Consider the following 22,311-nt stretch of genomic DNA (forward strand, 5'->3'; position numbering starts at 1 on the left):
GCAACAAAAAAGGCGGCGCCTTGCGGCACCGCCCTCTTCATTCCCGCGCGAAACGCTTAGTTGGTCTGCGCTTCGATCTGCTTGGCTTCGCGTGCGACAGCCGCAATCTCGATACGGCGCGGTTTAGCGGCTTCCGGGATCTCGCGAAGAAGATCGATGTGGAGAAGGCCGTTCTTCAGCGAAGCGGCGCGCACTTCCACATGATCGGCGAGCTGGAAGCGGCGCTCGAAGGCGCGCTTGGCAATGCCGCGGTAGAGATACTGGCTTTCCTCGGACGCTTCGTCCTTCTTCTCGCCCTTGACCGTCAGCGCATGTTCGCGCGCTTCGATAGACAGTTCGCTTTCGTCGAAACCGGCTACCGCCATGGTGATGCGATAGGTGTTTTCGCCGGTGCGCTCGATGTTGTAGGGCGGATAGCTCTGGGCCTGGTCAGGCTGGCCGAGGCTGTCGAGCATGGTGAAGAGACGGTCGAAGCCGACGGTGGAACGGTAGAGGGGGGAGAAATCGACGTGACGCATGGTGTCCTCCTTCAGAGCAACGGTTGCGATCTTTCAAAGAGCTGCCCCTGATTTCCAAAGGAGCGGCCCGGTTCATCCGGCCTCCGCCCCTTTCTGGCGACGGCAGCCTCGACGGACCCTTGCGGCGCCCGTGACGATGAGATGGGAACGCCATTTCGGCGGTTCAAGATCGCATGGCCGAGAAAAATTCCGACATGAACGGCAAATGAACGTCCGCTTCGGACAGCGTTCAGCTTGGCCTTGCTAGAACCACGACATCGGAAGCAACAACTTTCGACGACCGGGGTGCAACGTCCCTTCCGCCACGGTCAAATTGCGCCGGACTGCATGTGAGCCACCCCCGTGCCGCATGCATCCGGCTTTTTTCTTTGACGGCCCGGATGGGAGCGCCTATCCATCGAACGTCACATGAGAAACCGTGCCCGTCCGATGGATTCCATCCTCTACGCCACCCCAGACAATCCCGTTCCGGAAAATCATTTCGCCGGTTTCCTGGAAGGCAGCGGCGGCGTGAAAATCCGCTACGCCGTGTTCCGGTCCCGGGAGCGCGAGGCCAAGGGCACGGTGGTGCTGCTGCAGGGCCGCAGCGAGTGCATCGAGAAATATTACGAGACGATCAACGACCTGACGGCGCGGGGCCTGTGGGTGGCGACCTTCGACTGGCGCGGCCAGGCCGGCTCGGGCCGCCTCATTAGCGGAAGCCATACCGGCCATGTCGCCCGCTTTGCCGACTACGAGGCCGACCTCTCGCTCTTCCTCGAAAGGATCGTGCTGCCCGACGCGCGCCTGCCCTTCTTCATCGTCGCCCATTCGACCGGCGCGCTCGTCGCCCTCTCCCAGGCACCGTTCCTGGAAAACCGCATCGAGCGCATGGTGCTGGCCGCGCCCTTCGTCGCCCTCGGCGGCCAGTCGATGAGCCAGCGCCGGATCGCCATCATTGCGCGTCTCGCCTCCATGACCGGCCTTGGCAACCGCACCTTCCGCAGGAGCGAGCCGTCCTTCGATTTCGCCCGCAATGTGGTGAGTTCCGATGAGCGCCGCTTCGCCCGCAACGCCGCCATCTATACGGCGCATCCCGAGCTTTCGATCGGCTGGCCGAGCGCGCGCTGGCTAAACGAGACGCTTCGCGCCATCGCGCGCGTAACGCATCAGGATCACCTGACACGGATCCGCATTCCCACGCTGCTGCTCTGCCCGACGGCAGACGTACTCGTGCCGCGCAAGGCCATCGGCGACCTTGCCCGCATCTTCCGCGCCGCACGCCTCATCGAGATCGACGGCGCGCGCCACGAGCTTTTCCAGGAGGCGGACCGCTACCGCGCGCAGGCGATGGCGGCCATCGATGCCTTCATTCCGGGCAGCGACGCCGAGGAAACCGGCCTCGGCGCCTGAAGCGCGGCTCAGGCGCCGAGCAGCGCCATCGCCTCGTTATAGACCTTGCGGCTGCCGGCCGCGATGATCTCGCCGCCCATTTCCGCCGGACCGCCATCCCAGGCGGTGATGATGCCGCCCGCCTGCTCGATGACCGGGATGAGGCCGCCGACATCGTAGGGCTTCAGCCCGCATTCCACGACGAGATCGACATGGCCGGCCGCCAGCAGCGCATAGGCGTAGCAATCGACGCCGTAGCGGAAGAGCCGCACCTTGTCCTGCACCGCCTCGAAGCGGGTCTTGCGGCTTTCGGTGAAGAGATGCGGCGAGGTCGTGAACATGATGGCGTCCGACAGGCCGTTGCACGCCCGCGTCGACAGCACCTTGCCGCCGTCCGGCCCGGCATAGCGGGATACCTCGCCGTCGGCGAAATAACGCTCTCCCGTGAAGGGCTGGTCGACAAGCCCCATGACGGCCTTGCCGTTGCGGTAGAGGCCGATCAGCGTGCCCCAGACAGGAACACCGGAAATGAAGGCGCGCGTGCCGTCGATCGGGTCGATGACCCAGACATATTCCCGGTCGAGGCCGACCGAGCCGTGTTCTTCGCCGAGAATGCCGTGTTCGGGGAAATGCCGCTCGATCAGCGCGCGGATCGCCGCCTCCGCCGCCCGGTCACCTTCCGTCACGGGATCGAAACCGCCGGCCTCCTTGTTGACGACGTCGGCGCCGACGCGGAAGCGCGGCAGGGTTTCCTTCCTCGCCGCATCGGCAAGGAGGTCGAAGAAGGCGCGGTCAGGCAGCATGGCAATCTCTCGGAGAGGTTTTCATCGAAGCCCCTCTTACTGCATCGCCGGCCAAAACGGAACCGGAATGAGGGGCCGGCCGAGCCGGGGATTCCCGGAAGCACCGCAATTTCATCTCGCACATGCGCTTGACAATTGTGCGATGCAATATTACCTTTTCCTCACAGTCACTCGTGACTGTAAATACCCTCCATGGGTGTTTCCTCCCTAGACTTGACCGCGCCGCAAGCGCGGTTTTTTTTGGCGGGAAGCCGGGCTATTCGGCGGCGAGCGCCCGGTCGGCGGCATATTCTTCCACATAGTCGGAAAAATCCTGCAGGAAGGCGGAAATCGCCGTCTGCAGCACCGCGAAGTCCGGCCGCTTCACCAGCGTCGCCTCATCGATGTAGAGGCCGCGGTTCACCTCGATCTGCAGGGCATGCAGCCCCTTGGCCGGCCGGCCGTAATGCTCGGTGATGAAGCCGCCCGCATAGGGCTTGTTGCGCACCACGGAAAAGCCCATGTCCTCCAGAAGGCGCATGGCGACGCGCGAAAGCTCGCCGGAGGCGCTGGTGCCGTAACGGTCGCCGATGATGAAATCCGGCCTGACACCCGTCCCAGAAACCCGAATATTGCCCGGCATGGAATGGCAGTCGACGAGCACGGCCAGGCCGAAGGCGACATGAGTGCGTACGACAAGCTGGCGCAGGCGCGCGTGATAGGGCTTGTAGACCGTCTCGATCCGCTCCAGCGCCGCCTCGACTGGAAGGCGGTGACGGTAGATCTCCATGTTTTCCGCGACGACGCGCGGAATGGTGCCGAGTCCGCCGGCGACGCGGATCGATCCGACATTGGCGAAGGACGGCAGCGGGCCGTCGAACATGCGCGGATCGAGTTCGTAAGGCTCGCGGTTCACATCGAGCCAGGCACGCGGGAAATGCGCGACCAGCATGGGCGCGCCGAGCGCGGGAGCGACGGAGAAGAGCTCGTCCACGTAATGGTCTTCCGACCGGCGGATGCCGAGCGCGTCGAGACGCGACCCGTCGAGAAAGCTCTGTGGATAACGCCGCCCGCTATGAGGCGAATTGAAGACGAGGGGCACGCTCTGCGAAATCGGCTCCAGCACTTCGAAGTCGCTGTTTTCGCTCAAGGCCTCCGCCATCGCCATCCTTTACCATGCCTGAAAGTCATTGCGCCTTTCATGTTGCCAGCGGGTTTAGCGCGTGTCCATACTCAGATAAGGAGGGATCGGGGCTTGCCCTCTCCCATTCACCGGATATTTACCGGAATACGCTCTTGTAACAGAACCGCCCGACCGCGGGCAGACAACCTTCAGCAACGGTTCCCGAATTCCATGACACCCAAGATTCTCCTCGCCGAAGACGACAACGACATGCGCCGCTTCCTGGTGAAGGCGCTCGAAAAGGCGGGCTACCAGGTGCTGTCCTACGACAACGGCGCCAGTGCCTACGACCGGCTTCGCGAAGAACCCTTCTCGCTTCTCCTCACCGACATCGTGATGCCCGAGATGGACGGCATCGAACTGGCGCGCCGCGCCACCGAGCTCGACCCGGACCTGAAGGTGATGTTCATCACCGGCTTCGCCGCGGTCGCGCTCAACCCGGATTCCAAGGCCCCGAAGGACGCCAAGGTCCTCTCCAAGCCGTTCCACCTGCGTGATCTCGTGGAAGAGGTCAACAAGATGCTGGCCGCCTAAGGCCCGGAAAAGACCGCGAAATCGGCGCGCAAAAAAAGCTGAAAAAGCCTATTGACGCCGCCAGATGTTTTGTGGTCTATGCCCCTCATCGAACGGGCGTGTAGCTCAGCGGGAGAGCACTACGTTGACATCGTAGGGGTCACAGGTTCAATCCCTGTCACGCCCACCATTCGACACCACGATAAGGCCTTGCAAACGCAGGGCCTTTCGCGTTTTTAGGTGATGCGCTCCGCTGCGATACATAGTTCCCTACAGGTTCAGCAAACCTACCATCTGAGCCACCCCAAAATCTTCACGATACTCTCGTAGAACATCACGGTCCCGACAGCGAAGCCGAGAAGGCCAACTATCACCCATTTGAAGAAGGTTCCTACCGTCTTGACCGCGTTGACCAGGCGCACGCCGTCTTCAAGGGTTTCAAGATCGTCTGGGCGAAGGCGGGCAAGGAATTCCCGCGTCTCTTTCGGGAGTTCTGCCATTGCGGTTACGGGTTCCGCCTCTTGCTTCATTTCCTGCACCCAGCGTCCTGCTGGCATTGCCGGTTGTTCGAGTGGATCGCCGGCCCAGCAGTGGCATCATCTGCCGCCAGCCGGGCCGCCTGGGCGTCGGAGAAGCGCACCATCTGGTAGCCGCTCCCGTTAATCGCAGCCGGCGTCTGGCAACCGGCTATCCCGCATGAGAGCAAGGCAACGATCACGAGGCGATAGAGAGCGGAAGGTTTCATTGTTCTTCTCCAGTTCTTGGATGCGAGAGATGGCTTCGGCCGCAGCGGCGGCACGCTCCAGCGCCCTTCCCTCAGAACGGGCCGCTGGCAGCGATACTGCCTGCGTGTAGGCATAGACGGCCAGCGCACCGAGAAGCGCGCCAGCGGCCAGTTTCGCGGCGTCGAGGAGGCCGGTCATGCGGCAATCGCTCGCTGGATAGATTTGATGCGGCTGATGATCCACTCGCCAAGGGCCAGGAAGCCAAGGCCGGCGACGATGACCACGGCGACAATGATCAGAAGCTTGACCGGGTCGACGCCGGCCGCCCAAGCACCGAGGGCGCCAAGGAAGCCAGTGCCGGAGAAAATCGACGTGAACCAGTTGGTTTTCTGGCGCACTTCTTTCTCAACCTGCGCTGGGACGACTGGCTTTTCGACCTCGACGGCCACCTCCCGCACCGGTTGGCCCTTGGCGTGGCGGTTCCTGATCTCTGAGAGGCAATTGCGGAGGCGATCCACGCTGATGGCTGCGTGCTGCCCAGCATAGGCGCCCTTGCCGTCGAGCTTTGGCAGCGAGGCCCACTCATGCGCAAGGTTGTCGATCAGCGCGTCCTCGCTGAGACGGCCGGCGAGATACTTGTCGATCCCGCGGACGCCGAGAAGGTAGCAGGCCATTTCATCCTGACAATCAGCATCGAACTTGCGTGTCATAGGGTATCGATCGGGCAGAGCTTTGCGGATGGCACGCGCGGTCGTCCTGACTATCTGGTAGCGGCCAGCCGCCGACGAATTCAGCTTCTTATTGTCGGGGTCCGACAGCATCTTCGTTTGGAGCGCGTCCAGCTCCTTGAGCGTCATCGAGACGAGCTCGACCGTCGGCCCCTTCCCATTCGTCACCTTGCCGTCGAGCATCCTCCCGTAGGCAAGGGTTTCGTTGTAGCCGCGGCCCTTGTCCGTTCCCTCGGTGAAGCCGATGAGGTCGAGCAGGGGTCTGTACACGAAATAGCGGTCGCCCGCACCCTTTGGCACGTTCGTCATAGGTTCGTTCCTTGTCTAAAGTGATTGATTCAGCTAGAAATAGCGAAGCCGCCGAGCGTTGGAGCGCTGCGACGGCTTCTAACCAAGCCCAACCTTTGGAGAGGTCGAGATGGCTAATTTTCGTCTATGCTCTATTACTGGATGCGGCAAGCATCATTATGCTCGTGGCTATTGCAGCGCTCATTGGCAGATGTGGAGGAAGCATGGCGACCCCCTAACCAAATTGAAGGCGCCTGGTAATGTTTTTTGCTTTTTTGATCAGATTGTCCTTAAGCACGATCAGGATGAATGCCTGATCTGGCCCTACGCTACAGCCGGCTCCGGATACTCTGTTATAACCATTCGCGAAAAGAGAGATTACGTTCACAGGCTGGTATGTGAGGATGAACACGGCCCCGCCCCGTCAACCCTTCATGAGACGGCTCATTCATGTGGCAACAAACGATGCGTTGCCCGGAAGCACCTTTCATGGAAGACGCCTTATGACAATGAAAAAGACAAACTGGCGCACGGCACTAGAGTCAGAGGTGAACGCGTTGGGAATTCCCGCCTAAAAGAGCATGAGGTTCGGCAAATTCTGGGTCTTAAAGGACAGAAGTCCCAAGCGAAGATCGCCAAAGACTTTGGCGTGTCACAAAGGCTGGTGTGTGACATTCATCGCCGCATCGCATGGGGATGGCTGCAAACGTGATACTTGTCGGCGCGCGGGTTCGCGGCCGCCGGGATGCGGTCCATGGTGATTGCCTCACGTTTCCAAAAATTAATTATTTGCTGCGCGGGAAATGCGAGAAATCGCCCGCGGCGAGAAGAAGCCTGCCCACATGGGGCTGGATTTACACGATCGCCTCTCATAGAAGAAACGCATGGTTGAAACGAGCACCGGGGCGCACGCTCGCTCATCAAAAGACATGCTTGTGGGCATTCAGGCCTTATGTTTGCGACTTGGGAACGATATATGAGTAGAATAGGAACCTCTGGCTCAAGTCCTAACAGATTCCACACCCTAGATTCCTGGCGCGGTATATTCGCTGTGGTCGTAGCAGTCGGGCACTGCTTTGTTGAGTTCGGTGAGCCTGACGCAGTACCCGGCTCGTTTGTTTTGGCGGTTGATTTTTTCTTCGCTTTATCTGGATTCGTCATCGGCTCCTCTTTGCTCAAGAGCAACCATCCTCAAGATTGGGCGCGCCGGTTTTTAATTTCCCGCATATTTCGTATATTCCCGCTTTATCTGCTGGTACTGGCCCTCTACGGCTTCATTTTCCTCCCCGCCCTTAGAGAAATCAATTTGCTCAGCAACAGCGCGCAGGAGGCGATAGGATTCGCACTGTTGCTGCAAGATACAGGCTTGGTAGTGACAAGAGCATGGGAACTCGGCCGAACTTCGATAGGCGTGGCTTGGACTCTGTCTGTCGAGGTCTGGTGCGGACTAGCGTTCTTCTCCATCTGCGCGCTACTGGCGAATAACCGGCTAGCGCTGGTCCTGTTCCTGAGCTTGTCTCTCGCGGTGACCCTTGGGTTGATGGTTAACCTTTCACCGCGAAGCTTTAATGTGCACTACCATCCTTTCGGGTTCACAACATGGGGGATGATAAGGGGTGTTGTCGGTTTTTCGTCGGGGTTCCTTGGATTTATCGCTTGGCAGCAGGTTCATCGGTTGAAGGCGTCTACGCTGCTTGAAATCGGTATTGTTGCCTCCTTGATAGCTTGCTTCGCTTCTGTGAATTACGCGCGCCAAAACGATTATCTCATCCCCGTTTTTTCCGGAGCACTACTTCTCGTGTTCGCCTTTGAGAAAGGGGCCATCTCTCGCATTTTGCTTAGCCGTCCGGCGCTCGCATTAGGAAGATGGTCTTTTGGCATTTACTTGTGGCACCCACTATTCATCGAAATAGTTCGTGCCGCAAACCTCCCTATCGGCAGAGGCAATTACATTATTGTTCTGGCGGCCACGATTGTTTGCTCAGCGGTAACTTTTCGCTTGGTTGAGGATCCTATGGTCAATAAAGCGAGAAGCCTTTTGTCTCAGGGCGGCGCAACCAAGGCGACGTAAACGACCGTCCCGTCGGACATCTTCATAGGGAAACTGCCCGTGATTGGCGTGTCGGAACGATTAGTCCTCGTTCCGTACTTAAGCAGACCGGTCCCTTTGGGCGAAACACCAAAGTCGATATTAGTGTCCGCCCCTCGGACCTTAAAATCTACCGATGCTCCCGAAAGCCCTGCGTCAACTTGAGCATAGTTAACTTCATTCCCTGTCAGGGCGAAAACTCGAAAGGCATCAAAACCGCGAGCTTTTAAGAATACACCATCCGATAAAGACTCTAGACGCGCGGGTCCTGAATTACAGGCAACGGATGGACTGTCGCTGAAATTGTTCAAAAACATCACGGGCATTCTCGGCCCGAGTACGTTGCCAGTTCTAGTACTTGTCGCTGCGTAGATTGTGCCTGAGCCAATCTCTTCCCACCCCCATCGACCATTGTTATTCGCGGTGCCGCCAGAATGCTGAACGTGACCACCCTCACGAGAAAGAACACCGCTGCCTACATTGTTGCTCGAGTTTGCTCCAAGCGCCCGCACCTTTCCGCCCGACAGAGCCGCTATCCCAGCATTCCGGCAGGTTGTTGCCACAGCATTAGAACAGTCGAGAGTACCGCCATACTCTGCCTGGAAACCGTACCCATAACCATTGATATTGTCTGATACCCCTTCGACCGTTGCGAACTGCGCGTCAACACAGCCCCCAACGAAGGCCCACACTCCTACGTCGCCGGCATTGGAGACATGAGCGTATCGGCAGAAAACATCTCCACCGTCCCTAGCTGCTATTCCGTAGTACCAATTATTTACCCTGATGTTGGGGCCGCAAATAATGTTCCCCCCTTGGGACGCTAAGATGCCGGTATGGGAATGGGTTGACTGAGCCTTTGCGTCTAGATCAATCGTGAAGCCGTCCAGTAAGCCAAGGCTATTGCCTCCACGCACATGAATACCGCTATCAGTTGGCAGCCCGACAGGCTTCACGACGCAGGCATCCGGGTCCGTCACATTCCCAATGATCTGAATTCGTCCGCCGTCCGGGTGGTGAACGGTTCCCGGAGGCTCGTGAACCCCGTCAGCCACCTTGATTGTGACTGTTACACCAGCGGCAATACGTGTTTTTGCCAGGCTGTCCCATGCCGCCCGAATTGTGGGATAATCGGCAGGCACATTGATGGTGCGATTGTTCTGCACCAGCACGTCCGGGGAAAGCCGGGCAACGCCAACATCGGCCTCCCTGTACCAGTTCTTGGCAGTGGCGCCGTCTCCGGGCGGAGACGAGAACGCAATAGTGCCAGTACCAGCCGTTGAGAAAACTCCGCCGTCTTCCCCGAGCACGATCAGTTTGGCTATGCCATCTTTGACCGGCAGCGAGGAGGCAGACGAGACACTGTTGCGAATGGGGACATTGCCCTGGCTGACAGCATCTGAGGCGTAACCGGCGGCGATGTCGCGCGCAGCTTCGGCAGCAGCCTGCGCCGCCTCTGCACGCTGCGCATAAATCAGAGCGTTCGGGTCCGTGATCAGCCGGAACGTCCCGCCGGAAACAAAGCCGGCAAGCATGTCCCCTTCCTGCAATTCGCCGATTGCCGGGCTTTCACCGCTACGGGTTTTGATGGTCAGAGCCGCGCCGCCGTCGAAACTCACCGTCACGGGTGTCGCCGTATTGGTATGCGGAACGGGCAGAGTGACCAGCGCGACACCGTCGCCTGCCGGCAGACGCGGCGAGGTCGTGGCGACGATCGCATTCGCGGTGCTGGTCTCGGTCGGGCTCGCCGTCACGAACTGGTAGCCCGGCAGGAACGTGGTGATCTGCGACCAGGAGCCCGAGCCGGAAGCGCCCACCTTGATGTAAAGCCCGTTCTCAGCGGCGTCCGGATCGTCATAGACGACGGCGATGGTGTTGGCATCGTAGCCGAGCGTCATGGTCTCCCGCGTGGCAAACCACGGCCCGGAAGACAGGACACCAGACGTGACGAGGCTTTCCAGCCAGGCCGACCACGCGCGCGCATCGGCCTTTGCCGGATCGTTTCGGCCAGACGACGGCACGCCATCGGTAACATAGTCGCGCCAGACTTCGGCGCCGCGAGGTGCAGGCATGTCGTTCTCCATGCGAAAGAGGTGGCTCGGTTTGTCTGAACAGCTTCGGGCGTTTCGCTAAGTGGATTTCCGCCTCGATTATGCCGCCACCATCATTGGTGTCAGCGCGTTGAAGTAGGCCTGATCCGGCGTCCGCCGGTCAAGGGATGAATGTGGGCGTCTGGTGTTGTAGAAGTTCAGATATCGGGCGATGCCAGCGCGTGCCTCGGACACAGTCTTGTAGGCATGGAGGTAGACTTCCTCGTATTTGATCGAACGCCAGAGCCGCTCGACGAAGACATTGTCTCGCCACGCACCCTTGCCATCCATCGAGATGGCGATCTGTGACCTCTTCAGCACGGCGGTGAAGTCGATGGAGGTGAACTGCGATCCCTGGTCGGTATTGAAGATTTCCGGCCTGCCATGACGGGCAAGTGCCTCCTCCACCGCCTCGATGCAGAAGGCTGCTTCCATCGTGATCGACAACCGCCATGACAAGACCTTCCGGCTGAACCAGTCCACGACGGCGCACAGATAGACAAATCCCCGCGCCATGGGGATGTAGGTCAGGTCCATTGCCCACACCTGATTGGGCCGAGTGACTGCCAGCTTTCGTAGGAGGTAGGGATAAATTTTGTGCCCTGGCGCTGGTTTCGAGGTGTTCGGGCGGCGGTAGATCGCCTCGATGCCCATCTTCTTCATCAGCGTGGCGACGTGTCGCCGCCCGGTCTCCAGACCTTCTCCTCTCAAGAGCCCTTGCAACATCCGACTTCCGGCAAAGGGGTAGTCGAGATGCAATTCGTCAATCCGGCGCATAAGGGCCAGATCGCCGTCAGACACCGGACGAGGCAGATAGTAGACGCTGCCACGGCTGAAGCCGAGAAGCTTCGCCTGGCGCACGACGGATAGCTTGTGCTCGCGGTCGATCATTTCTTTCCGCCCAGCAATCCCGCCTTGCCGAGCGCACCGGATAAAAAATCGTTCTCCAGTGTCAGTTCGCCGATTTTCGCGTGCAGCGTTTTGACATCGATGGTCGGACCCGACGGCTCCGCTTTCGTTTCATCGCCGAACACACCTGTCGCCCCCTCAAGGAGCTGGTCTTTCCATTGCTTGATCTGGTTGGCGTGCACATCGAACTGCTGGGACAACTCCACCAGCGTCTGCTCACCTCGGATGGCGGCAAGTGCCACCTTCGCCTTGAAAGCCGGGCTATGGTTCCGGCGCGGTCGTCTCGTCATGGTCTCTCCTGTTCCCGGCATCTAAGCCGAAGTCAGGCAGAAACTCCACTTATCCCCGCTGTGCAGATTTCCCGAGCCAGCTCTGAAAGCGCTCCGGCGGCAGCCAGAGGCGAGAAGTGAATGTTGTTTGGACTGGTCAGGTGACGGTGAAGGCACCCGTCGCTTCGGCGGTCGCGGGGACGCCGGATGCGTTGATGGCGACGAGCCATGCATAATAAGTGTCGGCCGAAAGCGTCACCGTCCGGCTATCCGCCGCGCCCGGAGCGCCGTATTCCGTGGCCACCAGCGTTGCGGTTCCCACGTCATCGACCGTGCTGACATAGATGCGGGTCGCGAAGTACCGAGGCGTGTTCGGAGAAGTCCACCCGAATAGCGCCTCGCCAGGCGTCGAAACATCGACCGTCTGCACGTCGGTAACGGGACCGGGCGAAACAGGATCGGCGGTCGCCGTCAGCGTCTGGTAGTCGGTCCAGTCGGATTTCGACCCGCCGCCCCAGGCACGCAGACGGACGCGATACTCCTGCCCATCGACCAGATAGCCAGACCGCACCTGCGTGTCGCCAGCCTTGGAAAAAGCGGATTGCAAGCCCGTCGAGCCGCTGGTGCGGTCATACTCAAGCTCATACATCAGCGACGGCGCGACAAAATCCCATGTCGCATTGATGAACGCGGCAGTCGAGCCGCCGGAAACGACCTCTGTCTGGATTGATGCGGCAAAGTTGACCGGCGCGGGCACTCCGCCATTATCGATGGCCGAAACCTGCTCACCAGGAACGCCCTCTTCGTGCGCAGCGTCGAAGTCATACATGGTCGATGGAATGACGATCCCGCTGAAGCTGATGCGCATGTTGCGCAAGTCGATAGACACGCTGGACGTGACTTCGATCGTCGCCTCCGCGAGGCCCCGCGACGGATAATGGACCGTTACGAAGCGCCGGAATGCCACATCGCGGATGTTGTCCGCAGTATAGTCCGCTACGACCGATACCTTGCGAGCGTTGGCACGGATGAAGGCAAGCTTCTGCTTCCTCTGGCAGTGGTTATGGCTCTGGATGGCCTGATTGTCGAATGTCTTGGTGCGTTCCGTGCTGTCGTCGACGAAGCCGTATGGGTCGCCGTAGATGGCGGCATCTTCCGTGACGTAGTGGTTCGCCGGATTGACATAGCGACCTCGCACCGCAAGCACGGTTGCAGAGCGCCTGCGATTCTTGTCGACGCGGATGCTGAAAATGTTATCCGCAGTCAGCCGCACATCAGGCGCAACGAATTCGCCGGCATGCACGCCAACTTTGCCGTCGGCGCGTTCGTAAACGACCATTTCGGCCGCCTCGTCCATGATGCGCCCTACTTCGACAGGATCGTTGTTGGCGCGGAACCAGAACCCGCCGTGATAGCGGCGCTCAGTACCGCCAGTTCGATTCGTGACGATCTGGTCGCACACGTTTGCCGCATTGATCCAGTCGGGCAGGTGCATTGCTGAATACGGCATCTTCCCGCCGACCGGATGGCAAAGGTGCCATAGCCGCATCAGCGCCAGATTGCTGGAAAACTCCCACGTCAGTGGGTTGTCGTAGCGATGCGAGCCGGAACCGCCCTGCGTGCCATCTTTTCGCGGATCGTAGAGCAGCGCCCCGTCCCCCACCGCGGAATGCTCAGGCATCTGATTCGGGAAGGCATCGAGATAGTTCTCCTGGTCGACGGTGTCACAGCGCATGCGGACCGAGGCTATGCCGTCACCCCGGCAGGTACTGCCCCAAGCATCCGGAAAAACGGAAACGACATCGGAATAAGCCGTCTCTGAGTTGAGGCCCGCACGCGTTTGAATGTTGACATAGTGCGACGAGCCAACGCTGTAGTGGGACGTGACGTTGCCAGATCCATCGAGCGTCAGTTTGTCATCGTGCCCATAATGCTGCACGAAGCCTTGGATGCGATGGCATGCCCAGGCCATGATGTGGTAGGCGGAGCCGTTTCGCTCTTCAAGGAAGATATAGTCTCCGCCTTTCTTCGTCCGGCCAAGAACGTAGGTCCGGGGCGGTACGTTCTGCTTGAGATTGTATGACCCGTCATCGGGCTTTGGTACGGACGGTCTGTCAGGGGCGAGGAGGGAACTCGCCAGGTAAAGCCCGGCGCCGAAAATGGCGTAACCAAGCGCCGTTGCAAGGGGGCCGGCGAGCGTCGTTGCGATAGCCGTCGACGAAATCAGAAACGAAAAGATAGGCCCGGCGATTAGCTGCGGCATTGCAGTCTCCAGATTGCCAGAGAAGAGGCGAAGACGCGGTCAAAGCCGCGCGGAGTGCGCACCAGCCATCCACATCCGTCGTGGATGGCACCAAATTGTCTTTTCACGTTATTGCGCGAACCGATGACACCGACAGCCCCGGCTTCCGGCGCCTCGACGCGTTCACTGATTTCATCGGCGCACGATGCGACGAGCGGCACTACGCCACCTGCGGCTGATATTATGGCTTGGTAGCCGATCTCGTCGCTATACGCGCCTCGCAAGTGCTTTGCCGGGTCTTCATTGCCGAGCCAAATGGCCCAGTCAGCGAGGATAATGCAGCAATCTGCATACCCAGGCGCCCACGGCTTTGCTTCGTTGACGGCGACGAACTCCTTCAGTGACGGCTTTACCAATTCGGCCATGAGACGGTCTTGTCCCGCATCAACGGGACGCGCTTGCAGAACTCATCGTCCGGCGCCGATGGGTTGAGCGTCTTGGAATAAGCGCGCTGGTCGACATCAGACAGAACGCCGCCGTTAGTGATGTTCCGCAGCGTGAAGCGGTTCGTTACCTCAAGGTTCACGCGCGATGTGATGCCGTCTTCGCTGGCATCATCGGCCACATCGATGTTGTCGATCTCGCCAGAGAAGACAACAATCGGCTCACCGTCCGGCTGCTCGCGCTCATCCAGAATTTGCAGCTTCACAACGACCGGCGAACCCTGAACCGGCATGCTCTCGTCGTACTCCCAAACGTAATCAGCCGCCGAGCCGGTGGTGCTGACGAGCGACAGTCCGAGCATGAATGCCTCGCCGTTGATCGCGGCCTCAATCTGCTGCAAGGCGTCTTCGGTGAACTGTGCCGGTTTGTACTCATTGCCGTCGGAGTCGATGAAAACACCGCCCCCGCCATTCCACACTCGAATGGTGACGTCTGGCAATTCCACGTCACACAAGATCCGCAGCGACTTGATGGTCATGGCCGATTTTCCTTGCGACTAGTAGGTGCCTGCCCAGTAGTCGGTTGCCTCAATGAAGCTGACGCTCGGCCGCGCATTCTTGGCGATGGCATCCTGCCCGACGTCCATGCCGCGATCTTCCGCCAGGTGGCAAAGACAGGTCGGACGGTCGAATTCGAGGTCGGCGCCAGCCGGGATAAGCTCGCGAACCGTGGGCGAGATCGGGACCTCCCAGACATCGCCATCGATGCTGATTGCTGGCCCAGTCTCATAGAGGGCGTGGTTATAGCTGAACCGCACGCCGACGAGATTTGCAGCGGCTTTGATGATGCGCAGCCGGATCGTTGTCGCACCGACGGCCGTCACGCCCTCGGTGACAACGGAAATCGCGCCTTGCACATATTCCGTGCCATCGTTGAAGGTCGAACCATCGGAATGCGGCACTTCTGCCACGCCTTCAAACGCGCCCGAAACATACGGCGCCGAAAGCGATGCCCGCACCGGCAGGGCAATGAGGCCGGAGCGTCCGCCGAGTTTTTGGCGGATCGCCTGCCATGTCTGCCATTGCGCCCGGTTCCGGTTTTGCATGGCGATGCCGCTGTACTCGATCTTCCAGTAACCTAGATCCGTCCGCGTCGACGGAGTGATACCGCCGAGTGTCGTCCCGCCAGATCGCGTGAACGGCACAAGATTGGCCGCTACCTGCTGCGGACGAAGCAGGCAATGCGGCCAGACGATTATCGCCATTCAGCACCTGCCTTATCGTTTTGATATGCCGCCATGGTCGGGACGACACGTTGCGTTGCCGCCGATACGATGCTCGGGGCCGCCTTCTTGACCTGCCCCTGGCTGACGCTTTCGACGAACGGCAGCAGATTGCCGTTGCTGTCGGCGGATACGCCGACCGTGACGTGGATGCCCTGCTGGCCGGCAGCTTTAGTGCCGCGAGGCAACACGACCTCGCCGCGCTGGAGGATCGCCGGGACTTCGCCCGGCTGGAGGCCGGCCACGCCGCCAGTGTGATAGCGCTTGGCGCCGGCAAACGTCGAAGGCGAAACCGCGCGACGATGACCGTAGCCATCAGAACCCGCCACGCCGCCGGAATGGAGGATACCGGGAATGATGGCGCCACCCAGGAGGCCGCCTCCACCGCCGATACCAGAGAACAGGCTGTTGAGGCCGATGTCGATCAGCTTGTCGAGCACGCGGTTGAGCGCGTTCTTCAAGGCATCCGCAGCGGACACGCCGTTGCGCAGATCCGAAATGAACCCGCCCAGCGCTTCTTTACCGAGGCTGTTGAATTCCTTGGCTGCCTCGGCAACCTTGCGCTGGCTTTCCTTCAATCGCTCGTTCGCTGAAGCCGCCTTGGCGGTGTTTTCGGCAAGGCCCGAAATCTGCTCGCGCAACTGCGGCGTGATTTCCAATCCGGCCTTCTGCGCCTCGCTGAGCAACTGCTGCTCGATGCGTGCCTTTTCGACCGCATAGCCATAGTCGTTCACCAGCGGGTTGAGCTTCGCCTGCGCTTCGTATTCAGCATTGAGCGCGTCAATGCGCGCCTGCACCTGCTGAACATCTCCCTTGAAGAGGTCAGAAGGCGTCTTTCCGCCGATGCCGGCGTCTTTCAACGACAGGCCACTACCGGAGAGATAAGACTGCGCTTCTTGCTTGCGTCGCGACGGATTTGCAGACAGCCCGGTGATGGCTTGTGCCACCACCTCCGGACCGCCGCCGCTCTGAATGGCAGCGACGATCTTCTTTGGCAGCGATCCATAATTATAAGCGATCGACGTTAGTGCGGCCTGCTGACCTTCACTCAACGACCTCCAGGTATCAATGCCAATGGCAGATTGGATGCCAGTTTGGAACTCGATAATCCGGCGGGAGAGATCGCGTTCCGCTTCGTCTAACGTAACGACGGTGTCTTTTGTGACCTTCTCAATGTCGCCGTTCGCCCGCGTGACCGTGTCAGAGCCGAAACCGGCCCGCCAAGCATCAAATTTGCCCGTCGACGTGCGGGTGTCGGCATACGCCTTGCCGACGTAAGTCTCGAACCCACGGATCATGGCGGCGGCCGCGCTTGAGCCAACCGCCTGCATGTTTGCTTCGCCCGCCCTGAAGTTCTGCAGCTGATCGGGGTTCAGGAACTGACCGCCGCCGGAGAAAACCGGCGATAACTGCCCGAGAGGCGTCTGATTTACTTGATCCTGAAGCGACCTGTAATTCTTGGCGAACTCAGCAACCTGCTGGATCGCCGTCGTCATGGCAGGAATAAGGTCGGTCTTGATTTTTCCGGCGACAGCGGTAACAGCACCGCCGCCATCCGTGCCGAGGCCGAGTGCCTGCGCTGTCAATGCGGCGAACGCTTCGCGCGCCTGTTCGCCGGTCAGGCGGACCACCTTGAGATGACCCGCAACCTTTTCCAAATGCTCCTGAAGCGGAATCGATTCCTGCGCCGTCAGCCGAAGCTCTGTCGCAAGCTTGCGGACTGGCTCCGGCAGCCCCGTCATTCCCTCGATCTTTGCCATTTCCACCGAAAACTGGCGAAAATCCGGGATATCCTGTTCCAGTAAAGTTAACGCTCGGCTGAAATCGGAAGCGCTCTTGGTCGCCCCACCAAGTATCTTTGCCGTCTCACCACTGAGAATGTCATCGCTGAGCGAGCCGGCCAAGGCCTTTGCAGCTTCGGTCGTGCTGCCGAATTCGTCGCGAAGCTTCTGCAACTCGACCTGACGGGCGGCATCGGTGTACTGCTTCGCGCCCTTCTCGGCGACACCCCAGGCATCCTCGAAGGACCGGATAACCTCCCCGTGTTCTTTCAGGTATTTGTCAACGTCGAGAACGCCTGAACTCAGGGTCGTGATGTATTGTACCGCTACCCCCGTCAGTCCGATCAGCGCGAACGAGGCGAGCGACACAGGATTTACCATGGTCGCAAGCGCGCCACCTAGCGTCTTGACCGCGCCAATGATCCCACCAGAGCCCTGCAAGGCCTGGGACACCTGCGAACCCTGCTGAACCATGATGGTGAACGGCGAGGTGCCGGACGCGAGCCCCATGGCAATGTCGTTCAGCTGGAACGACAGGTTCGAGACGGCGGCGCGCTGCGCGCCGAGCGACCGCTCGACCTGCCTGCCGCCAGTCTGAAAGCTGCGCGCGACGTTATCATTCGAGCGTTGGAACCGCTTCTCGATGCCGTCGGCCGTGTCTGCGCCGCTTTTCGCGATTGAGGCGAGCTGCTTCTCAAAGCGGCGCTGTGTGGCCTCAATGGAGACCAGCAGGCGTGCGGTGTCGTCGTTTGCAGCCACGTCAGAAGCCCTCGATGCCTAGTTCAGAAAGTCGGTCGTCGGCCATTTCTGGCGCAGCTTTTTCTTCCGTCGCGTGGGCTTCTTCAAAGCCTTGCAGGCAGTGGTGGAATTCCCACATCGTCATGTCGTCTATCTGTGCGGGCGCGAACCCCATCACAGCCCCTGCTCGGTAGAAGCCGGACCACCGTGTTCTTCCGTTGGGAAGCGGGTTTGGCGCTGGTCCTCCCCCGCCCCTCGCTCCCCCGGCGCATCATCCGCTTCCCACATGATGAAGCGCTTCAGAATGTCGGCAGCCGTGATCGAAAGCTCAAACGGGCTGTTCATGCCCGTGACGCGCTCCATCACCTTCCTTGCTTCCGCTTCCGAGAGACCACCGCCGACAAGGCCAAGACGAATGGGCGCAAGCACATCGTCGAGCTTCCATTGTGACCCTAGAAGCCGAAGAAGAACGACGGAAACCCCGGCATCACTTGCCTGTTCGATCGCACGAAGTTCACCAATCCCGAGCCGGAAGCGGTGTTCGCCCCCGGCCCAGACGATAGTTTCAGCGGCCCGCATTACGAGCCGGATTCCGCAGCAACACGCGTCGGCAGGCCGTCGAACTGGATTTCCAGTTCAGCCGTTACCTTTTGCCCGCGCTCGCGGGTGTGGTTCAAGTTGACGAGATAGGCGGCGCCGGTTTCATACTCGGTGTCTCCCGGCTCTGCCTTGAGGTGGCCGACGCGAATGTTCTTCGTGGCGCCGGAATACCACCAGTCCATCATCGTGCCATGCGACTGCGCAGCCCAGACGCCCGTACCCGAAAGCGTGACCTCGGACGACTGGACGGCGCGCTCGACCGCAGCCGGCAATGCCTCGTTGTCGCAATCCGGCACTTCGGTCGTGCTCATGTTGTGCGTGCGGTTGAGGGAATTCCCCGTAAGACCGCAGATCTTGATCCATGAGCCGGGCGTGATGCCCTCGATCTCGACGACCATTTCATGAAAGTTCTCGGTGGAGGCGCGTGCCATTTGGTTTCTCCGTGTGAAAACGGGCCGGGAGTGACCCAGCCAGAAAGGGCTTGTGGCCCGGTTTCAGGTGATTAGGGCTTCGTGCCCGGTCTCTTGCGCTTGATGGCGCGTGCTTCCGTGCTGTTGGGCGACGGAACTCTTTCAGCCGCGCCTCGGGCCACGGCATAGTCGATGAAGTCCTTGGGGAACTCCTGAGGGGACGGCGACGGCTCGGCGCTGAACCCGACCTTTGTCTTTGGCTCTCGCTGCGCCCCGTTCATGTGGATAGTGCGGAAGAAAATAGCCCAAGCCATCAATCCACCTCCTCATCAATCATTGCGGCAAGCTGGATAACGCCATGCTGCTGGAGCGGATCGGGGTCGTCGATGACACGCCACAAAACCACGTTGATTTCGACCAAGCCGAACGACGGCAACTCAATAGTAGCGGCTTCCACGATCTGCTTGACGGCGAACACGATATCGTCACAAGCGAGCCGGCTTGGCTTCCTCGACCAGACATCCAGTTGCAACGTGATTTCCGAGCTGGCTATGCATTCCGCGCCGTCATCCGACCCGTACACCGGGCCTCGGGCGATATGCGCATTCTTGCCCTTCCACGGATCCTTCGGCGCCTTGTCATAGACGGCATCGATGATGCTCATCAGGGCTGTGTTGCCGATGAGGACGCCGCGCACCGCATCCCATAGCTCAGACGTTGGACTGGCCATTTCCCGCCTCCGCCTGGATTGCCTTTTTCATTTCTCGCGTGATCCGGCTCTTGATCCGCTTGCGAAGTGCTCGCCATGAAGGAAAGAAGAACGGATGAGCTCGCATCTGAGATGTCCCAAATTCCTGCCAGCGCACGTAGTAGGCAGCCTTGCTGCCGGCATAGACGGTTATCTTTAGGCCTCGGCTGTCCTCGCTGCTCTCTGCGATGACGGTTGCGCCTTCAGGCGCTTTGCCCCATGTCCAAGAAATGGACATCTGAAGATCACCGGTATCGACCGGCGCAAGCCGCTTCATCATGGCGACGAGCTCTTCCGCGCTCTTCTCCATTGCGGCACGCGCGGCGGCCTCAACCCTCGCGGGGATGGTTACGGTTAGTTTCTTCTTGAATGCGGCAACACCCTCGACCATCAAGCCGCAGTCCCGCTTTCCACGGTGATATCGATCCACTGGCGGTCGGTCGTCGGGATGACAGAGCGGACGGCGTAGGTTGGCCCTTTCCAGTATTCCTCGCCTGAGCCGCCTGCCCACTCGCCATCGCGAAGATTGCGCATCCGCCAATCATGGTCGATCTGCTCTGTCTTCGAATTGCGACGAACGCGAACAACGATAGGCTGGCGACCTTCGAGGCGAGCGGCAATCACGGCTTCGGTGCCTCGGAGATAGGTAAAGCCGGCGCGGCACTCGAAAGCCTCGACAAAATCCTCCTGCTCATTGCCGTGGCCGTCGGACTGGAGCGCGCGCTCATCAAAAGCAACACGCTCATAGAGTTGGCCGGAACCGCGATCAGCCATCGCCTTCCAGGCTTTCTGTTGCGAGCGTGAAACAGCGCGTCGGAAAAACGATCCGCGCCTCGCCTGAGTGACCGGGACCACCATCAATTTCAATCCGGAGGACGCCGGTCATTCGAACGCCATCCCAGTAGGGGGTCAGCTTGCCCCGCTCATCCAAGCGGATTTCAAGCTTGCAGGTCTTGTGGGAAACCGCAGCCATTATATTCTCGCAAACCAAGTGAAGTTCAGGTCAGTTTCGACGACAACGCCCCAAGCCGAAGCCCATTCGTTCACGGCACGGTCAACGCCGGAGAAATCGAACTCAGGTGCCGGATTTCGGTAATCATGCCCACCGATCCAGCCGCCGGCCTTAACCTTCGGCACCCACGCCGCGAGATCGGCCTTGACGCCCTCGTAGGAATGATCCGCGTCGATGAAGACCAGATCAAGCGAACCGTCCTCGATCGTCTGCGCCGCGTCTGCGGACAACACCGGCATGATGATCGCACGGCCGGGAAAATTCTTTGCCCTGCCCTCAGCCTCGCGGCGATGAGAAGCAACCCTTGCCGGATCGGTGTGATTGGCGTGAACGTCGCCCGTCGCGCGGTAGTGCTCCGGTTGGTTCTCCGCCGTCTGCCAGCTATCCACCATGAAAAGCTTGAGCGTAGGGTGGTTGCGCAGAAGGTATTCCGACATCATCCCGCGCAGGACGCCGATTTCTGCCGCTACGGCATTGACCGGCAGGCGCTTGAGGACGGCAGAGCCGCGTTGCTCGAAAGGCTTCATTACCATCCTACTTGCCAAGGACGCGGCAATCCATGGAACGCTATCACTCGCGCTCCATCGGGAACCGCACCGTTTCCAAATTCTCTGTCTTTGCGAACCGCGGGCCGGACATGGGCCTTGTAGGAGCAAACCTGCCCCGGAAGCTCGTCCTGTATGATCGCGGCCTTGCCGAGCCATAGCCGCTCAAGGAAAGCCTGATCACCGCCCTTGCGGTACATCTGCATCCAGATTTCGGGGCTTTTTACCCATTCCGCCCAGACCTTGGCCCTGTCGGCTTCCGGCAGGAACATGATCGAGGATTGCAGGCCGTCCTTGCGATAGACGTCCCGCATGATCGCGAGACGGTCGAGCCCAGCCAGATCGGACAAATCGCCGACGATGGCGCTGTCAAGATCGAGATACAAAAAATCCCCAGTGATAGATGGGGAGAACAAATTTTGTTTACTCCACCATCCGGGCCACGGATGCTCCATCGGCATCCGCTCGCAGGGAACATCAACGTCAGAGATGCAACGAAATCGCGCGTCCGGCAGGTGTTGGAGCACCTGCCTGTGAAGGCGCTCCACGTGCTCCGCTTTGTATTCTCCTTCGCTCTTAAGGACGCAGAGAATTTCCAGACGTTTCACGTTCCCTCTTTCTCGCTTTGGCAAGCTTGTTCCGCGCCCGGTGGCAAATCTTACACCGCCGCTGCGTCTTTCCGTTCGAATGGTGAACTATGCTGAACTCGGCGGGATCATATGGATGTCCGTTGATGCACCCGCGCGCCTCATACCCCCGACTCAAGTTTTCGGATCGCGTCACTGGCTCCAGATGGTCCGGGTTCACACACTGACGATTGCGGCACAGATGATCTAAATCCATCCCTTCCGGAATATCACCGCGCAGGAATTGCCAGACCGCGCGATGCGCCACCGTCCGCACGCCGTGTAGAGACGAAACGCCATACCCTCCGTAATTGGCGACCTTATCCCAATTCCAGCATCCCGTATCCGGATCGACGGTGATCCGCTTTTTGAAGCGCTCCCAACGATTTTCGTGTATTTGACGATAAGCCATTGCCTG

The 22,311-nt window shown here is 59.8% G+C and carries 27 protein-coding genes and 1 tRNA gene; 5 read left to right on the plus strand and 23 right to left on the minus strand.

Translation table 11 applies throughout. The annotated features are described in order from the left end of the window. Positions 1-56 precede the first annotated feature (56 nt). A complete protein-coding gene (locus MOE34_RS14520; RefSeq protein WP_242217937.1) occupies positions 57-518 on the minus strand; it encodes an Hsp20 family protein in 462 nt (153 codons plus the stop codon). Between the two features lie 429 nt (positions 519-947). Here MOE34_RS14520 and MOE34_RS14525 point away from each other — a divergent pair, with 429 nt between their 5' ends. Beyond that, positions 948-1,910 (plus strand): alpha/beta hydrolase, encoded by a 963-nt coding sequence (locus tag MOE34_RS14525; RefSeq protein ID WP_347342762.1) that lies wholly within the window; start codon positions 948-950, stop codon positions 1,908-1,910. Between the two features lie 8 nt (positions 1,911-1,918). Here MOE34_RS14525 and hisN read toward each other — a convergent pair whose 3' ends face one another. After that, positions 1,919-2,692 (minus strand): histidinol-phosphatase, encoded by a 774-nt coding sequence (hisN, locus tag MOE34_RS14530; protein WP_242217941.1) that lies wholly within the window; start codon positions 2,690-2,692, stop codon positions 1,919-1,921. A 256-nt stretch (positions 2,693-2,948) separates the two neighbouring features. Continuing rightward, on the minus strand, positions 2,949-3,833 hold the full coding sequence (locus MOE34_RS14535) for an N-formylglutamate amidohydrolase (protein ID WP_242217944.1): 885 nt from the start codon (positions 3,831-3,833) through the stop codon (positions 2,949-2,951). Positions 3,834-4,025: 192 nt separating this feature from the next. Between MOE34_RS14535 and cpdR1 the strand changes: the two genes are divergently transcribed. Next, positions 4,026-4,388, plus strand: coding sequence for a response regulator CpdR1 (gene cpdR1 / locus MOE34_RS14540; protein WP_023512679.1), 363 nt, complete (start codon positions 4,026-4,028; stop codon positions 4,386-4,388). Between the two features lie 94 nt (positions 4,389-4,482). Continuing rightward, a tRNA-Val gene (locus MOE34_RS14545) sits at positions 4,483-4,557 on the plus strand. A gap of 97 nt (positions 4,558-4,654) precedes the next feature. Here the strand turns inward: MOE34_RS14545 and MOE34_RS14550 are convergent. From MOE34_RS14550 to MOE34_RS14560, 3 genes are all read right to left on the minus strand, one after another. After that, entirely contained in the window at positions 4,655-4,924 is a 270-nt protein-coding gene (locus tag MOE34_RS14550; protein WP_242217945.1) for a hypothetical protein, read from the minus strand. 102 nt (positions 4,925-5,026) lie between these two features. Continuing rightward, entirely contained in the window at positions 5,027-5,290 is a 264-nt protein-coding gene (locus MOE34_RS14555; protein WP_242217948.1) for a hypothetical protein, read from the minus strand. Beyond that, complete coding sequence (locus tag MOE34_RS14560; RefSeq protein ID WP_242217950.1) at positions 5,287-6,129, minus strand: hypothetical protein; 843 nt, start codon at positions 6,127-6,129, stop codon at positions 5,287-5,289. The genes MOE34_RS14555 and MOE34_RS14560 overlap by 4 nt, the downstream gene beginning before the upstream one ends. A 109-nt stretch (positions 6,130-6,238) precedes the next feature. Here MOE34_RS14560 and MOE34_RS14565 point away from each other — a divergent pair, with 109 nt between their 5' ends. Together MOE34_RS14565 and MOE34_RS14570 are read left to right on the plus strand one after the other, a co-directional pair. After that, a complete protein-coding gene (locus tag MOE34_RS14565) occupies positions 6,239-6,820 on the plus strand; it encodes an HNH endonuclease (RefSeq protein WP_242217952.1) in 582 nt (193 codons plus the stop codon). A gap of 264 nt (positions 6,821-7,084) precedes the next feature. Then, complete coding sequence (locus MOE34_RS14570) at positions 7,085-8,179, plus strand: acyltransferase family protein (RefSeq protein WP_242217954.1); 1,095 nt, start codon at positions 7,085-7,087, stop codon at positions 8,177-8,179. On the opposite strand, the gene MOE34_RS14575 is transcribed toward MOE34_RS14570, so the two are convergent. From MOE34_RS14575 to MOE34_RS14650, 17 genes are all read right to left on the minus strand, one after another. Beyond that, positions 8,152-10,269 carry a hypothetical protein gene (locus MOE34_RS14575; RefSeq protein WP_242217956.1) on the minus strand — a complete coding sequence of 706 codons (2,118 nt, stop codon included), beginning with the start codon at positions 10,267-10,269 and terminating at the stop codon, positions 8,152-8,154. The genes MOE34_RS14570 and MOE34_RS14575 overlap by 28 nt on opposite strands. Positions 10,270-10,347: 78 nt before the next feature. Then, positions 10,348-11,486 (minus strand): IS3 family transposase gene (locus MOE34_RS14580; RefSeq protein WP_168168997.1). Its coding sequence is split into 2 segments (ribosomal slippage): positions 10,348-11,228 and positions 11,228-11,486, totalling 1,140 coding nucleotides; the frame shifts between segments, so codons are not numbered across the junction. Positions 11,487-11,622: 136 nt separating this feature from the next. Further along, a complete protein-coding gene (locus MOE34_RS14585) occupies positions 11,623-13,728 on the minus strand; it encodes a hypothetical protein (protein ID WP_242217958.1) in 2,106 nt (701 codons plus the stop codon). Beyond that, positions 13,716-14,132: a DUF6950 family protein gene (locus MOE34_RS14590; protein ID WP_242217960.1), complete on the minus strand. Its 417-nt coding sequence runs from the start codon at positions 14,130-14,132 to the stop codon at positions 13,716-13,718. The genes MOE34_RS14585 and MOE34_RS14590 overlap by 13 nt, the downstream gene beginning before the upstream one ends. Then, a complete protein-coding gene (locus tag MOE34_RS14595; protein ID WP_242217961.1) occupies positions 14,117-14,689 on the minus strand; it encodes a hypothetical protein in 573 nt (190 codons plus the stop codon). The genes MOE34_RS14590 and MOE34_RS14595 overlap by 16 nt, the downstream gene beginning before the upstream one ends. An 18-nt stretch (positions 14,690-14,707) precedes the next feature. Then, on the minus strand, positions 14,708-15,355 hold the full coding sequence (locus tag MOE34_RS14600) for a hypothetical protein (RefSeq protein ID WP_242217964.1): 648 nt from the start codon (positions 15,353-15,355) through the stop codon (positions 14,708-14,710). Positions 15,356-15,405: 50 nt separating this feature from the next. After that, on the minus strand, positions 15,406-17,973 hold the full coding sequence (locus tag MOE34_RS14605; protein ID WP_242217966.1) for a phage tail length tape measure family protein: 2,568 nt from the start codon (positions 17,971-17,973) through the stop codon (positions 15,406-15,408). Position 17,974: 1 nt separating this feature from the next. Beyond that, positions 17,975-18,097, minus strand: coding sequence for a hypothetical protein (locus tag MOE34_RS25450; RefSeq protein WP_277955651.1), 123 nt, complete (start codon positions 18,095-18,097; stop codon positions 17,975-17,977). A gap of 29 nt (positions 18,098-18,126) precedes the next feature. Continuing rightward, positions 18,127-18,531, minus strand: coding sequence for a gene transfer agent family protein (locus tag MOE34_RS14610; protein ID WP_242217968.1), 405 nt, complete (start codon positions 18,529-18,531; stop codon positions 18,127-18,129). Then, the gene (locus MOE34_RS14615) at positions 18,531-18,983 is read right to left on the minus strand and encodes a phage tail tube protein (protein WP_242217969.1); all 453 of its coding nucleotides are present in this window, start codon (positions 18,981-18,983) and stop codon (positions 18,531-18,533) included. The genes MOE34_RS14610 and MOE34_RS14615 overlap by 1 nt, the downstream gene beginning before the upstream one ends. 292 nt (positions 18,984-19,275) lie before the next feature. After that, positions 19,276-19,692, minus strand: a complete 417-nt coding sequence (locus tag MOE34_RS14620; protein ID WP_242217972.1) for a DUF3168 domain-containing protein — start codon at positions 19,690-19,692, stop codon at positions 19,276-19,278. After that, positions 19,673-20,101, minus strand: a complete 429-nt coding sequence (locus MOE34_RS14625; RefSeq protein WP_242224032.1) for an HK97-gp10 family putative phage morphogenesis protein — start codon at positions 20,099-20,101, stop codon at positions 19,673-19,675. Before MOE34_RS14625 ends, MOE34_RS14620 begins: the two co-directional genes overlap by 20 nt. Further along, positions 20,101-20,484, minus strand: coding sequence for a phage head completion protein (locus MOE34_RS14630; RefSeq protein ID WP_242217974.1), 384 nt, complete (start codon positions 20,482-20,484; stop codon positions 20,101-20,103). Before MOE34_RS14630 ends, MOE34_RS14625 begins: the two co-directional genes overlap by 1 nt. Beyond that, entirely contained in the window at positions 20,477-20,683 is a 207-nt protein-coding gene (locus tag MOE34_RS14635) for a hypothetical protein (protein ID WP_242217976.1), read from the minus strand. Before MOE34_RS14635 ends, MOE34_RS14630 begins: the two co-directional genes overlap by 8 nt. Beyond that, positions 20,683-21,249: a class I SAM-dependent methyltransferase gene (locus tag MOE34_RS14640; protein ID WP_242217978.1), complete on the minus strand. Its 567-nt coding sequence runs from the start codon at positions 21,247-21,249 to the stop codon at positions 20,683-20,685. Before MOE34_RS14640 ends, MOE34_RS14635 begins: the two co-directional genes overlap by 1 nt. After that, on the minus strand, positions 21,249-21,875 hold the full coding sequence (locus MOE34_RS14645) for a hypothetical protein (protein ID WP_242217980.1): 627 nt from the start codon (positions 21,873-21,875) through the stop codon (positions 21,249-21,251). The genes MOE34_RS14640 and MOE34_RS14645 overlap by 1 nt, the downstream gene beginning before the upstream one ends. Then, complete coding sequence (locus tag MOE34_RS14650; protein WP_242217982.1) at positions 21,844-22,305, minus strand: HNH endonuclease signature motif containing protein; 462 nt, start codon at positions 22,303-22,305, stop codon at positions 21,844-21,846. The genes MOE34_RS14645 and MOE34_RS14650 overlap by 32 nt, the downstream gene beginning before the upstream one ends. Positions 22,306-22,311 lie beyond the last annotated feature (6 nt).

It is taken from the genome of Shinella zoogloeoides (assembly GCF_022682305.1).
Taxonomy (GTDB): domain Bacteria; phylum Pseudomonadota; class Alphaproteobacteria; order Rhizobiales; family Rhizobiaceae; genus Shinella; species Shinella zoogloeoides_B.